The organism is Vagococcus sp. CY52-2 (genome assembly GCF_022655055.1).
In the GTDB taxonomy this organism is placed as follows: domain Bacteria; phylum Bacillota; class Bacilli; order Lactobacillales; family Vagococcaceae; genus Vagococcus.
Window position 1 is genome coordinate 389744 of the sequence record NZ_CP093384.1, and the last position, 13837, is coordinate 403580.

19 protein-coding genes, 1 tRNA gene and 2 other annotated features are annotated in these 13837 nt (G+C 33.9%); of the genes, 17 read left to right on the top strand and 3 right to left on the bottom strand.

From position 1 onward, the window contains the following. Positions 1–90: 90 nt before the first annotated feature. The gene (locus MN187_RS01950) at positions 91–870 is read left to right on the top strand and encodes a phosphotransferase family protein (RefSeq protein WP_117972513.1); all 780 of its coding nucleotides are present in this window, start codon (positions 91–93) and stop codon (positions 868–870) included. A gap of 54 nt (positions 871–924) precedes the next feature. Next, positions 925–1569, top strand: a complete 645-nt coding sequence (gene trmB / locus MN187_RS01955; protein WP_117972514.1) for a tRNA (guanosine(46)-N7)-methyltransferase TrmB — start codon at positions 925–927, stop codon at positions 1567–1569. Positions 1570–1608: 39 nt separating this feature from the next. Here the strand turns inward: trmB and dhaS are convergent, their stop codons facing one another. Further along, the gene (gene dhaS, locus MN187_RS01960; protein ID WP_117972515.1) at positions 1609–2148 is read right to left on the bottom strand and encodes a dihydroxyacetone kinase transcriptional activator DhaS; all 540 of its coding nucleotides are present in this window, start codon (positions 2146–2148) and stop codon (positions 1609–1611) included. 165 nt (positions 2149–2313) lie between these two features. Between dhaS and dhaK the strand changes: the two genes are divergently transcribed. The 10 genes from dhaK to rplT all read left to right on the top strand — a co-directional run bounded on the left by dhaK (position 2314) and on the right by rplT (position 8798). After that, complete coding sequence (gene dhaK / locus MN187_RS01965) at positions 2314–3303, top strand: dihydroxyacetone kinase subunit DhaK (protein WP_117972516.1); 990 nt, start codon at positions 2314–2316, stop codon at positions 3301–3303. 15 nt (positions 3304–3318) lie between these two features. After that, a complete protein-coding gene (gene dhaL, locus MN187_RS01970) occupies positions 3319–3897 on the top strand; it encodes a dihydroxyacetone kinase subunit DhaL (RefSeq protein WP_117972517.1) in 579 nt (192 codons plus the stop codon). Continuing rightward, positions 3898–4266, top strand: a complete 369-nt coding sequence (dhaM, locus tag MN187_RS01975) for a dihydroxyacetone kinase phosphoryl donor subunit DhaM (protein ID WP_117972518.1) — start codon at positions 3898–3900, stop codon at positions 4264–4266. A gap of 15 nt (positions 4267–4281) precedes the next feature. Continuing rightward, on the top strand, positions 4282–5415 hold the full coding sequence (locus MN187_RS01980; RefSeq protein WP_241699282.1) for a glycerol dehydrogenase: 1134 nt from the start codon (positions 4282–4284) through the stop codon (positions 5413–5415). Between the two features lie 103 nt (positions 5416–5518). Continuing rightward, the gene (gene dhaQ / locus MN187_RS01985; RefSeq protein ID WP_117972520.1) at positions 5519–6508 is read left to right on the top strand and encodes a DhaKLM operon coactivator DhaQ; all 990 of its coding nucleotides are present in this window, start codon (positions 5519–5521) and stop codon (positions 6506–6508) included. 182 nt (positions 6509–6690) lie between these two features. Continuing rightward, on the top strand, positions 6691–6891 hold the full coding sequence (locus MN187_RS01990; RefSeq protein WP_071456381.1) for a cold-shock protein: 201 nt from the start codon (positions 6691–6693) through the stop codon (positions 6889–6891). Positions 6892–7093: 202 nt separating this feature from the next. Further along, entirely contained in the window at positions 7094–7285 is a 192-nt protein-coding gene (locus MN187_RS10690) for a hypothetical protein (protein WP_158559372.1), read from the top strand. Positions 7286–7462: 177 nt separating this feature from the next. After that, positions 7463–7599: a sequence feature (ribosomal protein L20 leader region), on the top strand. A 25-nt stretch (positions 7600–7624) separates the two neighbouring features. Further along, a complete protein-coding gene (gene infC / locus MN187_RS02000; protein ID WP_117972522.1) occupies positions 7625–8146 on the top strand; it encodes a translation initiation factor IF-3 in 522 nt (173 codons plus the stop codon). A 25-nt stretch (positions 8147–8171) separates the two neighbouring features. Next, positions 8172–8372 (top strand): 50S ribosomal protein L35, encoded by a 201-nt coding sequence (gene rpmI, locus MN187_RS02005; protein ID WP_071456384.1) that lies wholly within the window; start codon positions 8172–8174, stop codon positions 8370–8372. Positions 8373–8438: 66 nt separating this feature from the next. Further along, a complete protein-coding gene (gene rplT / locus MN187_RS02010) occupies positions 8439–8798 on the top strand; it encodes a 50S ribosomal protein L20 (RefSeq protein ID WP_071456385.1) in 360 nt (119 codons plus the stop codon). A gap of 100 nt (positions 8799–8898) precedes the next feature. Here rplT and MN187_RS02015 read toward each other — a convergent pair whose 3' ends face one another. Next, positions 8899–10818, bottom strand: coding sequence for a fructose-1,6-bisphosphatase (locus tag MN187_RS02015; RefSeq protein ID WP_242094100.1), 1920 nt, complete (start codon positions 10816–10818; stop codon positions 8899–8901). A gap of 141 nt (positions 10819–10959) precedes the next feature. Between MN187_RS02015 and MN187_RS02020 the strand changes: the two genes are divergently transcribed. Further along, positions 10960–11661 (top strand): O-methyltransferase, encoded by a 702-nt coding sequence (locus MN187_RS02020; RefSeq protein WP_242094102.1) that lies wholly within the window; start codon positions 10960–10962, stop codon positions 11659–11661. Between the two features lie 74 nt (positions 11662–11735). On the opposite strand, the gene MN187_RS02025 is transcribed toward MN187_RS02020, so the two are convergent. Continuing rightward, positions 11736–11809 (bottom strand) — tRNA-Arg (locus tag MN187_RS02025). A 270-nt stretch (positions 11810–12079) separates the two neighbouring features. On the opposite strand from MN187_RS02025, the gene MN187_RS02030 reads away from it, so the two are divergent. From MN187_RS02030 to rpmA, 4 genes are all read left to right on the top strand, one after another. Then, the gene (locus MN187_RS02030; RefSeq protein ID WP_158559374.1) at positions 12080–12694 is read left to right on the top strand and encodes a TetR/AcrR family transcriptional regulator; all 615 of its coding nucleotides are present in this window, start codon (positions 12080–12082) and stop codon (positions 12692–12694) included. 75 nt (positions 12695–12769) lie between these two features. Further along, positions 12770–12840, top strand: a sequence feature (ribosomal protein L21 leader region). 20 nt (positions 12841–12860) lie between these two features. Further along, positions 12861–13169 (top strand): 50S ribosomal protein L21, encoded by a 309-nt coding sequence (gene rplU, locus MN187_RS02035; RefSeq protein ID WP_071456389.1) that lies wholly within the window; start codon positions 12861–12863, stop codon positions 13167–13169. 22 nt (positions 13170–13191) lie between these two features. Continuing rightward, the gene (locus MN187_RS02040; RefSeq protein ID WP_117972526.1) at positions 13192–13539 is read left to right on the top strand and encodes a ribosomal-processing cysteine protease Prp; all 348 of its coding nucleotides are present in this window, start codon (positions 13192–13194) and stop codon (positions 13537–13539) included. After that, complete coding sequence (rpmA, locus tag MN187_RS02045) at positions 13533–13817, top strand: 50S ribosomal protein L27 (RefSeq protein WP_071456391.1); 285 nt, start codon at positions 13533–13535, stop codon at positions 13815–13817. Before MN187_RS02040 ends, rpmA begins: the two co-directional genes overlap by 7 nt. Positions 13818–13837 lie beyond the last annotated feature (20 nt).

Genomic DNA, 13837 nt, shown 5'->3' on the forward strand with positions numbered 1-13837 from the left:
AATGTGTTATACTAAATTTTCGTAATCCCGTAGTGGAACAGTGGAATGATGGTAAAAGTGAGTAAAGGACAGTTATGGAGAGTAATAGACATGTTTAATTTTGATAAAAACTGGAATCTCCAACCAATAAAAGGAGATACCGGGAAAGCTTATAAAGGTATGAAAGAAAATGAGAGGGTCTTTATTAAGCGTAATTCTACTCCTTTTTTAGCCGCATTATCTCGTGAAGGTTTGACGCCGAAATTACTTTGGACAAAAAGAACAAGTAATGGGGACATATTAACTGCACAAGAATGGTTAGAAGGACGACAATTAGAGGTAGATGAACTCCCTGAGAGTGAAGATGTTGCACATATGTTGCGTTATCTTCATCAATCAGAGTCATTAAAATCAATGCTTAAAAGAATGGATGGTGCAGAAAAATCAGTCTTTGATTTTTTGAAAGATTATATAACTGATTTACCTAAGGAATTGAAAAACGACGATTATTTAATGCGTATTTTTCGTTATTTAGAAAATCACTTACCATCTTATGCATCAGTTGAATTTGTTGCGTGTCATGGAGATGCTATTCATAATAATTGGATGTTAGCATCAAATGGAGAATTATATTTGGTTGATTGGGATTATTCTGTTTTAGCTGATCCAGCTTATGATTTGGGGACTATATTAGGGCAATATGTTTCTAGAGAGGATTGGCCTAATTGGTTAGAAATGTATGGTATACAAGTTGATGATGAAGTGTTGGAGCGTATTAATTGGTACGCAGGCATGAACTTGTTGCAGCAAATTAAAAGAAGTTATTATCGAGAAGAATACAAACAAATGTCAAACTATGTTTCATTATTAAAAAAATTATATGAGGTATGAGTAGCTCTTTGACTTAAAAGTCAAGGGGCTATTTTATAGAGAAAGGAATACGTTATGCGATTAAGAAACAAACCAGGTGCAATGGAGACAATTAAAGACAATCCACAATATATTTTAACTGATGGTAGCTTGTGGAAAGGTAAATGGCAAGAACGTTTTGCAAAAGAACAACCCATCCACATAGAAGTGGGGAGTGGAAAAGGGCAATTTATTGTCGAAATGGCAAAAGCTCATCCTGATATTAACTATGTTAGTATTGAACTGCAAACAAATGCTATGATTTCAGTATTAGAAAAACAATTAGTTGAGCAGTTACCTAATTTGCAATTATTATTAGTCAATGGAGCAGATTTAACTGATTTTTTTGAAGAAGGTGAAGTGTCTCAAATTTATTTGAATTTCTCTGATCCATGGCCAAAGAAGAAGCATGCTAAAAGACGGCTAACGTATAAAACATTTTTAAAAACCTATGAAACTATCTCAAAGTCAGGTGCACAACTTCACTTTAAAACGGATAATCAAGGTTTATTTGAATATTCATTAGCTAGTTTGTCTCAATATGGTATGGTTTTAAATCAAGTGTGGCTTGACTTGCATGGTAGCGATTATGAAGGCAATATTATGACAGAGTATGAAGAAAAATTTTCTTCGAAGGGACAACCAATTTATCGATTAGAAGCAACTTTTAAAGAGAAATAGTAAAAACATCTTTGCGGATAAAAAAACGCAAAGATGTTTTTATTTTTCTCTGATGAGAAAAGATAGTTGAGTAATAATAGATGAGGTAAGTTGTTCTTTTGGTGTTTGGCAATCATAAAACAACCAATTTTTAATGACGCCTGTCACAGCAAATGCATAAAAATCAGCCGTTTCTTCAAGTTTGATTTGTTTTATCGTTTCTTTTTTTTGATGGGTGATTAGGTATAAAATAAATTGTTGTAGTTGAGTCGATAACTGAGCATCAAAAACATAGGATTCTAGTAGCGTCTTTTGGTAAAATAATTTATTTTTTTCGAAATAATCAACCAATCGTTTAATAATCACTGTCCAGTGATCATAGTTGATAAAATGCTCCACAATTTCAGTGAGTTCTTGTTGATAAATCCAAATAATCAGATCTTCTTTGTCTGTAAAATGATCATAAAAGGTTTGTCTACGATATTCAGCATGAGACATAATATCTTTGATGGATATTTTTTGATAGGGAGTTGTCTTTAATAAATCTTTTAACGAATAGGCGATGACTTTTTTTGTGATTAAAGAACCAGTTGACGCCATGAGAGACCTCCTTTAGTTGACCTTGTCTATAGAATAACAAGCTAAAACGAAAAAGACAAATATGATTCATTTTTGAAAGCGGACACATTTTCGAAACTGTCCATTACGAAGAAAGCCTTTTCTTTATATAATACAGACATAGATAAGAAAACGGAGGAAGCGACGATGAAAAAAATAATTAATCAAACAGATGATATATTAAATGAAATGCTTGAAGGACTCTCTTACGCTTATAGTGATTTAGTAACACGAGTTCCAGGAACAAACGTTATTGCTAAAAAGACTATTTCTGGTAACAAAGTCGGTGTCGTAAGTGGTGGAGGAAGTGGTCATGAACCTGCACATGCTGGATTCGTTGGAAAAGGAATGCTGAGTGCCGCTGTTTGTGGAGAAATTTTCACATCACCTACTCCAGATCAAGTACTAGAAGGAATTAAAGCAGCCGATGATGGTGCTGGAGTATTACTTGTCATTAAAAATTATTCTGGTGACGTGATGAATTTTGAAATGGCAAAAGATTTAGCCGAAATGGAAGGCATTGAAGTTGAAACAGTTTTAGTTGATGATGACATTGCGGTTGAAGATAGCACATACACAGCTGGAAGACGTGGTGTTGCTGGAACTATTTTCGTTCATAAAATTTTGGGTCATGCCGCAGAAAATGGTAAAACATTAGCTGAGATAAAAGAAATCGGGGACAAATTAGTTAAAGACATTAAAACACTAGGTGTTGCTTTAACCGGTGCAACAGTTCCTGCTGTAGGGAAACCAGGATTTGTTTTAGAAGAAGACGAAATTGAATTCGGTGTGGGAATCCATGGAGAACCTGGTTATCGTAAAGAAAAACTACAATCATCAAGAAAACTAGCTGAAGAATTAGTTGGGAAACTAAAAGATGAATTTAACTGGAAATCTGGTGATAAATATGGTGTGTTAGTGAATGGTTTAGGTGGAACACCATTAATGGAACAGTTTGTTTTCATGAATGATGTGAAAGCGCTATTAGAAGAAGATGGATTAATTGTTGACTTCAAAAAAGTTGGTGATGTGATGACATCAATTGATATGGAAGGATTATCGTTAACGATGATTCACCTAGATACACCTGAATGGACAGAAGCATTGAAAGCACCTGTTACAACAATTGCGTGGTAAAAAGGAGAAAATTGTATGGAAGCAAAGAAAATTATAAATTGGTTACAACTTTTTACAGATAAAGTTGGCGAAAATAAAGCGTATTTAAGTGATTTAGATACACCAATCGGAGACGGTGATCATGGTGCTAACATGGCTCGTGGAACGAGTGAAATGATGAAAGTTATCGAAGAAAAAAATCCAGAAACACCAACAGATGTCTTTAAGTTAGCGGCTATGACATTGATTAGTAAAGTCGGTGGGGCTTCTGGTCCTTTATATGGTTCTGCTTTTATGGGAATGACAAAAGCATCAATGAAATCAGATGATTTGGTGACAATTTTAGAAGGTGGCATGAGTGAAATTCAAAAACGTGGCAAAAGTGAGCCAGGCGAAAAAACAATGCTTGATACTTGGTCACGTGTCATTGAATCCCTCAAAGACGGTTCTTTAACAGAAGAAAAAGTGAAAGAAATTGCCGAAGAAACAAAAGAGATGAAAGCAACAAAAGGACGTGCCTCTTATTTAGGTGAACGTTCAATTGGACACATTGATCCAGGTGCTATGTCAAGTAGTTACCTATTTGAAGCTATGATAGAAGTAGGAGTGAAATAGATGAGTTTAGGAATCGTATTAGTATCACATGTATCAGAGATTACAACAGGTATTACTCGTTTAATCAAAGAAGTAGCCAAAGATGTTTCGATTACAACAGCTGGCGGTTTGGAAGACAACGGTATTGGAACTAGTTTTGATACGATTATGTCAGCATTTGAAGAAAATGAAGCAGACACTATCCTGGCTTTTTATGACTTAGGAAGTGCTAAAATGAACTTGGAATTAGCAATGGACATGACAGATAAAAATGTCATTTTATATGATACAGCATTAGTGGAAAGTAGTTATACAGCGGCCGCGTTAATACAAGCTGGTGCTGATTTAAAAACCATTGAAGAACAATTAAGCGAATTAAAGGTAAAATAACTAGGGGGAAAAATCATGAGAAAAGCATTTATTAGTCCATCAAAATATGTACAAGGCGAAGATGAATTACTGAACTTAGGTTATTATGTTAAAACATTTGGAAAGACAGCTCTTTTAATCGCACATCAAGATGATATTAATCGTGTGCAAGAAAAACTAGACAAGACAGCAGAAAAATTTGGTATCACATTTATTCCAAGTCATTTCAATGGGGAATGCTCACGTGGTGAAGTAGCAAGGTTACAAGCATTTGCTAAAGAAAATGAAGCCGATTGTGTGATTGGTTTAGGTGGTGGTAAAGCCATTGACACATCAAAATGTGTAGCTGAAGGAGATCACTTAATTATCGTGCCAACTATTGCTGCAACTGATGCACCAACAAGTCATTCAGCTGTTTTATACACTGAAGATGGTGAATTTGATGACTATGCTTACTTTAAACAAAGCCCAAGTGTGGTCATGGTTGATACAACGATTATTGCTAATGCACCAACCAGATTTTTAGTATCAGGTATGGGGGATGCGTTATCAACATTATTTGAAGCTCGTGCAACAGCGAATTCATTCTCAAATGTTAATGCCGGTTTACCAAATGGGTATGTGACAAAAGAAACAGCTCCTGCTAAAAATACGATTGCAGCTTACACATTAGCTAAAGTATGTTATGAGACATTACTTGAAAATGGCTACAGTGCCAAAATAGCATGTGACAATAACATCGTGACACCAGCGTTAGAAAATATTGTTGAAACCAATATTTTATTATCCGGTTTAGGATTTGAAAGTAGTGGTTTAGCTGCTGTTCATGCAATCCATGATGGATTAACTGCTTTAGAAGGAACTCATTCATATTTCCATGGCGAAAAAGTTGCCTTTAGTGTGATTTGTCAATTAGTCTTAGAAAATGCCTCACAAAAAGAATTACATGAAGTACTTGATTTTAGTTTATCTATTGGCTTACCAGTTTGTTTAGAAGACATTGGCGTAGAAAGCATTACGTTTGAAGAAGCAATGGAAGTGGCTAAAAAGGCTTGTATTCCAGAAGAATCAATTCACTCTATGCCTTTCCCTATTGTTGAGGAAGAAGTTGCGGCTGCCATTATTGCAGCAGATAAGATTGGTCGTGATTACAAAGCGAAACATAAATAATGATTTAAAGGTTTCAAACAGCCAGAATGCTCTATGATCTGGCTGTTTATTGTTTTATATACTTATGTTAGACTAGGGAGGAAAAAGAAGAAGGGGGGATGTTATGACGCGGATTATCAATAAACCAAACGATACTGTTTCACAAGTTTTAAATGGTGTGGCATACATTCATCAAGATATCTTACAAAGAATTCCTAAAACAGGTATATTATTACGAAAAAGCAGTATACCAAACAAAGTTTCAATCATTAGTGGTGGGGGAAGTGGCCATGAACCAGCACATTTTGGGTATATTGGAGAAAATATGCTTGATGCTTCGGTGAGCGGCCCCGTATTTATTCCACCAACAGCTGAAGAGGTATTTAAAGCCATTCAGAAAACAGATCAAGGTGACGGCGTTTTATTAGTCATAAAAAACTTTGAGGCTGATGTCAGTAATTTTTTACAAGCAGAAAAGCAAGCGAAAGACGCGGGTCATAAGGTTTCTCACGTGATTGTCAATGATGACTGTTCAGTTGAAACCGGAAGTTTTGAAAAAAGACGTCGAGGTGTTGCTGGAACTATTTTTGTACATAAAATACTGGGAGCAGCAGCTAGTGAAGGGAAAACATTAGATGAATTAGTTTCAATAGGAGAAAAAGTCATCAACTCAATGAATAGTCTAGGGGTGGCTTTGTCAAGTGGGACAAGTTTAACTGGAGAAACGTCTAACTTTACCTTAGAAAAAGATATGATTTCCTTTGGTATTGGCATTCATGGTGAAGAAGGATATCGAAGTGAACCCTTTCATTCGTCAGAACACTTAGCCAATGAGCTATTAAATAAATTACTCGTTCAGTATGATGATCATACTAATAAAAGATTTGCAATCCTTATAAATGGTTTGGGTACAACGACGGTAATGGAGCAGTATGTTTTTTCAAATGATGTCAAAAGGCTGTTAGAGTTAGAGGGTGTAACGGTTGTTTACGCTAAAACAGGAAATTATATGACATCAACTGATATGGCTGGAATTTCGTTGACTCTTTTAGAAATTATCGAAGAAAGTTGGTTAGAGTATCTCGAAAAACCAACTAATGCTTTTGCTTGGTAAAAAATTAATTATTTGAAAAAAAGGTTGTATTTAAATGAAACTTATGATATATTAATAAGCGTAGTATATTTGATTCGTTTTAGGAAAATTAACGTTCTGTTTACATTTCTCCTATTAAGCGTCACATTTATTGCAACAAAATATGCGTATATGATTACGCGATAATAAGGAGGAAACACAACATGGCAAACGGAACTGTAAAATGGTTTAACGCTGAAAAAGGTTTTGGTTTTATCACTCAAGAAGGTGGAGAAGATGTATTTGCACATTTCTCAGCTATCCAAGGTGACGGATTCAAAACTTTAGAAGAAGGTCAAGAAGTGACTTTTGATGTTGAAGAAGGTCAACGTGGACTTCAAGCAACTAACATCGTTAAAGCTTAATCTAACTTTTAATTAAACAAAACCACTTAAGTTAATTCTTAAGTGGTTTTTTATTTGTTTGAATCAAATGGCTTGTCTATCACCATACTAAGGGCTAAACCGATGCTAATCATTTTATCCATATTTACAATAAGTCCTTGGATTAAGTCCTTGGATTTTATCAGGAGAAAAGTGGATCTGTTCAAAGTGGCACGTAGAAAGATTGAGTGAATCAAGAGATGTATTTAACCAGGTTGTATTTTCAAGAGTACAATCATCTATTTTAAGTTGTTTCCAAGTGGTATCAGAAAATTCAGATGATAATGGATTGCAAGATAAAAAATGTGTCAGGCGTATTTTAGAAAAATTAAATGGTGTATGGGGCATAGTACAGTTGGTAATTGACAATGGTTAAGATGGGAATTAACCCCATAGATGACACTCTTTAAACATAACACGATGGAAGGAGCTATTCATCCTTTCTGATAGATATCATACATAATGTTTAGAACAAGTATAAAATACTACGTTATTAAATGATAAAAAAGTTGTTGACTTTTTTGTTTGATTCTTATACAATTAAGAAGTTGAGAAATTAAAGCAGAAGCACCCGCTTCTCGCCTTAACAATAAAAAATTGTTGGGCTAGATAACGTTTAGTTTTGATATAATATCAAATACTATTTTGGTGCGGGGTCTTTATTTGTAAAGAGCTCGTTTTTTTCTGTGTTTTTCTCTAAAAAATTCGGAGGTGAATGACCATAGCAAAAGATAATATGGTGAATGACGGCATTCGTGCAAGAGAACTACGTTTAATTGCAGTAGACGGAGAACAGCTAGGTGTTAAATCTAAAGTAGAAGCTTTAAGAATTGCTCAAGAAGCAAATCTTGATCTTGTTTTAGTATCACCAAATGCTAAACCACCAGTTGCAAAAATTATGGATTATGGAAAATTCCGTTTTGAGCAACAGAAAAAGGAACGCGAAGCCCGTAAAAAACAAAAAGTCATTAATGTGAAAGAGGTTCGTTTGAGCCCAACAATCGATGTCAATGATTTTAATACCAAATTGCGTAATGCGCGTAAATTCCTTGAAAAAGGTGATAAAGTGAAAGCTTCTATCCGATTTAAAGGTCGTGCGATTACCCATAAAGAAATTGGTCAGAACGTCTTAAATCGCTTAGCAGATGAAACAAGTGATATCTCAGTTGTTGAGCAAAAAGCGAAAATGGATGGTAGAAGTATGTTTATCATGCTTGCACCAAAAACAGATAAGTAGGTAAGAATCTGAGGAGGAAAATAACATGCCAAAAATGAAAACACACCGTGGATTAGCAAAACGTGTAAAACGTACTGGTGGTGGAGGTCTTAAAAGACATCGTGCATTTACTAGTCACCGTTTCCATGGAAAAACTAAAAAACAACGTCGTCAATTACGTCGTCCAGCAATGGTATCAAAAGGCGATTACAAACGTATTCGTCAACAATTGACTCGCATGAAATAATTTTTAGTTCCTGATAATAGCTAAAAATATATATTGAAATAATGAACAACTCAAGGAGGAATTATCATGGCACGTGTAAAAGGTGGAACAGTAACTCGCCAACGTCGTAAAAAAGTGCTTAAGTTAGCTAAAGGCTACTATGGCTCAAAACACACATTATATAAAACAGCAAAAGAACAAGTGATGACTTCTTATACATACGCATTTAGAGATCGTCGTCAAACAAAACGTAACTTCCGTAAATTATGGATTGCTCGTATTAACGCAGCAGCTCGTATGAATGGTTTAAGTTATTCTAAATTCATGCATGGTTTAAAATTAGCAAACATTGATATGAACCGCAAAATGTTAGCTGATATTGCTATTCATGATGCAGAAGCATTTACAACATTAGCTGACCAAGCAAAAGCTGCTTTAGCTAAATAATAAGAGTTATTAATCTAGAGAATGTATGTTTTCTAGATTTTTTATATGAAAAACACATGTTTTTTAGGTGAGATAAATCTAAAAAGCATGTGTTTTTTTATTAATAGTTTAAATAATTCAATAGTTTATTTAGGTCATTGATTTGTTCTTGTAAACTTGCTCCAATAGTCGTATCTCTTACGTATTTTCTATCCACAGGTCTATCCACAATTCGTTTGACTGAAGCAATATCATCGTTTTGTAAAATAACTTCTTCTATAGAGGAAAAAGGTTTATGAGCAACTAATTGCATGCCGTAAGAATTATATAAAAGAGTATATCCGGCGATACCGGTTGTTTTTTGATAAGGTTTTGAAAATCCTCCATCGATTACTAACATTTTTCCTCCTGCTTTAATAGGTGTTTCTCCCTTAATCTCTTTAACAGGAGTATGACCATTTATAAGGTGGCTATCTTTCTTGTTTAGACCAAATTCAGAAAGAATAAAAGAAATCGTTTCTTGATTCTCTCTAAGTTTATAATAAGCATTTTTTTCTTCTATGTGAGTTTCCTTGTCTTTAATGAAATATCGTTCAAAAGTAGTCATTTCTTTTTTTCCGAATAATGACGAATTTTCTCCTGACCATAAATACCAAAGTAAATCTGTGTCGATATCGTTATGACTATGTGGATTAGCGTAAGCTCTTCTTAAGCTGGTTTCAAAAAAATCTAATAGATATTTCCCTTTATACGCGTGTCCGTTGATATGGAAAGCTTTTAATGAACCATCTTGGTTTAAAGGAACGCAACCGTGAATAAGCAAGTTATCATTGTAGACCAGGTACATATTTCCTCTTCTTACTAAAAAATCAGTATGGCGTTTTAATTTTTCTGAATGGATAAAGTTATGCATTAAACGTTCAATAATATCTTCTTCTTCCAATGTTAATTTAGTGGGATTATTAGGATCTACTGTCATGAAACAGGTGTTGGTTAAAGTATACTTTTTTCCTTTTAGGTGAACCGATAAGTCAGTGTAGTCGACAGTTGTTAAAAATTTTCTATGATCCATATTAAACTCTTGTCGCCTAGAAACCAATTGTTCCTCTAATTTGAATTGTAAAATAGCGGCTGCTTGATGTATTTTGGTTGTCTCTAACAGCTCTTCTTTTGAAGATATCGTTTCAGGTATTGTTTTCGGTTGAAATACTGGATTATCTAGGTAGTACTTTTCTGCATAAGTCAGTAACGGTCGTAAGTTGATACCATAAGTATCTTCAATAATATCTAAGTTATTATATCTTGCTGAAATGCGAATGATATTCATCATACAAATAGGAGAACCTGCTGCTGCACCAATCCAAATGATGTCATGATTTCCCCATTGTATATCGACTGAATGGTAATTCATTAAAGCGTCAATAATTTTATCTGGTGCAGGTCCTCTATCATATATATCGCCGACAACGTGTAAATGGTCTATAACTAAACGTTGGATAGTGTAACACAGGTCAATAATTAAAGCGTTCCCTTGTTTGAGCGTCAAAATATTAGAAATGATTTGATTATAATATTCTGCTTTATCAGCATTAGTTTTTACTTGATAAAGTAGCTCCTCAATGATATATGAAAAACGTTTTGGTAAAGATTTTCTTAATTTTGAGCGAGTATATTTACTCGCACTAAATTTTATTAAACGAATTAATTGATCAATTGTTTGTCTATACCAATTAGCGTTAATTTGTTTTTCAAGATGTTTTAATTTTTCCTCGGGATAATAAATAAGTGAAGCAAGGTTCTGTTTTTCATTAAAAGTTAATTCATTATTAAAGACATCATTTATTTTTTCTTTTACATTACCCGATCCATTTCTTAATAAATGTTGGAAAGCATTGAACTCCCCATGTAAATCACTAACAAAGTGTTCAGTGCCTTTTGGTAAGTTTTGAATCGCTTTCAAATTTATGATTTCGCTAATAATGTTTTCTTCATTTTCATACTGTTTATAAAGTAAATCAAGATATTTATTTTGTTCTATCATATAATCTAAACCTTTTCTTTTTACCTTAATAGTAGTCTATCATACATTATTAGTCAATATATACCAATTAGTAAAAAATACCTAATTGTCAAACGATAAAAAAATTTGTATAATTTGTAAGGATGGGGTAGGTGATAAAAAATGAGAAATGAAATGATGTATCGTCCAGTTTTAAAAGATGAAATAATAGAATTACTTAGGCATAGACAACCGGAAATGAGCGGTAAAGTAGGAAAAGTCCAAGAAGAAGCTAAAGAAACAGGAGTACCAGTTATTCCAAATGAAACAGCGACGTTTTTACGATTTTTCTTAAAACAAATTAAAGCAAAAAATGTTTTGGAAATTGGCACTGCTATTGGTTTTTCTGCTAGTTTGATGATAGAGGCTATGGGAAAAGATAGTCATGTGACGACGATTGACCGATTTGACGTTATGATTAGGCGAGCAAAGAATACATTTGAACAATTAGAAATTGAAGATCAAGTAACTTTACTAGAAGGTGACGCAAAAGATTTATTAGGAACTCTTGATGAGCCATATGATTTTATATTTATGGATAGTGCAAAATCAAAGTATATTGAGTTTTTACCAGAATGTTTAAGGTTAGTAAAAACAGGTGGCGTGATTATGATCGATGACGTATTTCAAGCGGGAACAGTCATGCATGATATAAAGGATATACCTAAGAGCCAGCGAACTATTTATCGAAAATTAAATCAATTATATGATACCGTACTAGGAAATGAAGACTTATCTGTCACGATTCTTCCCTTAGGAGATGGCGTGTTAATGATTTCAAAAGAAGTGGATAATGTACACTTAAAAAGTGACAAGGGAATGTGATAGAGTCACATTCCTTATTTTTTATTAAAATAAAAAACCCAACTGATAAATAAATTAACAGTTGGGTTAAATAACGTCGCAGGAGGGATTCGAACCCCCGACCGTTCGCTTAGAAGGCGAATGCTCTATCCAGCTGAGCTACTGCGACTGAATGAATAAGTAGTATTGGTTGTTTCAAACAACAGAATAATCATAAACAATTTTCACAGGATAGTCAACTGTTTTTTTATAAAAATTTATTTTTTAAAAAAACCTATGTAAAAGGAAAAACAGAAGAAAAAATGGATGATAAACAAACGGAATTTTAAAAAACTAGACAAAAAGTAGAAGTATGATGTATACTTACAAAAGTATTGTTGATATTATGGGGAAATTAAACAATATAACAATTAATTTATGTGTAAGGGGAATATACAATATGGGGAAAATCGATCCACGAGTCATTAAAACTCGTAAAAAATTAAGACAAGCTTTTCTAGATTTGTTAAAAACACGTAGTTTGAGTGAAATGAACATCAAAGATTTAACAAATCAAGCAGGTGTTACTAGAGGTACTTTTTATTTACATTATCGAGATAAAGATACATTTATTGAAACCATTATGGAAGAAATCATTGAAGATTTCTATGAATCAGTGGTGGAGTACATTCCTTATCAAGGTGATGAAGAAAAACAAATTCCACGAATTGTTTTAGATCGTGTGTTTGCTTATATTGGTAACTCACCAGAATTTTTTGTTACGTTACTAAATGAAAACGATGCAGAAGATTACCGCGTATTATTTAGTGAACGTTTATATGACTACGTATTAGCTCATGTGAACTATGGTAACTCTATCCCAGTTAGAAAAATGCCAAAAGAATTGGTAAATAACTTTGTTGTATACTCGTTGCTAGGTATTTCAAATGCGTGGGTTAGTGAAGGTCAGATTTACGCGAATCATTATATTGCCGCAATGGTATCAAAAATGTATCGCTCTGAATTGTTTATTGAAGTTGGGTTGTCCGACTTTTTTGTATCTGAAACACTCTAATTTATAGAGAATGGTCAAAAGTTATTGACCGTTCTCTTTTTTTTTGGTAGAATGTTAATGTTGTATTTGTGTGCACCACAACTACAACCGCACGAAACAAGTATTAAGAACGCAAGTCGCTTGTAACGGCGAGTCTAAGTATAGAAGAAGGAGGTGCGGAACAAACATGTACGCTATTGTAAAAACTGGTGGAAAACAAGTTAAAGTAGAAGTAGGTCAAGCCATTTACGTTGAAAAATTAGACGTAGAAGCTGGCGGTAAAGTTGTGTTTGATGAAGTCGTTTTAGTAGGTGGAGAATCAACAAAAGTTGGAACACCACTTGTTGAAGGAGCAACTGTTGAAGGAACTGTTGAAAAACAAGGAAAACAAAAGAAAGTTGTCACTTACAAATATAAACCTAAAAAAGACAGTCATCGTAAACAAGGTCATCGTCAACCTTATACAAAAGTTATGATTGAAGCAATTAATGCCTAATTTTTAGAAAGTAGGTATGCTTGTGATACAGGCTAAATTTAAGCAAACTGAGACCGGTGACTTTTTATCATTTGAAATGGATGGACATGCTGAATCAGGTCCTTATGGATACGACATAGTGTGTGCAGCAGCATCTGCTTTGTCAATTAATACGATAAATAGTATTAACGAACTAGCAGACTATATGCCCATTTATGAAATGGAGTCAGGATATCTTTATTTTGAAAGATTGGATTCTTTATCAGATAAACAAATTGATATAACAAATTTATTGGTTCACAGTTTATTAATTGGGCTACGCTCAATTGAAGCTGATAATCAAGCATTTATACAAGTTAAACTCAGTCAAGGAGGTGCAAATCCATGTTAAAAATGAATTTACAATTATTCGCCCATAAAAAAGGTGGAGGTTCTACTACTAACGGTCGTGACTCAAGATCAAAACGTTTAGGTGCTAAACGTGCTGATGGTCAAACTGTATCAGGTGGATCAATTTTATACCGTCAACGCGGAACAAAAATTTATCCAGGTGAAAATGTTGGTCGTGGTGGAGATGATACATTGTATGCAAAAGTGGACGGAGTTGTTCGTTTCGAACGCAAAGGTCGCGAAAAAACACAAGTATCAGTTTATCCAGTGGCTAAATAATTAAAACTCTAAAGCAGCTT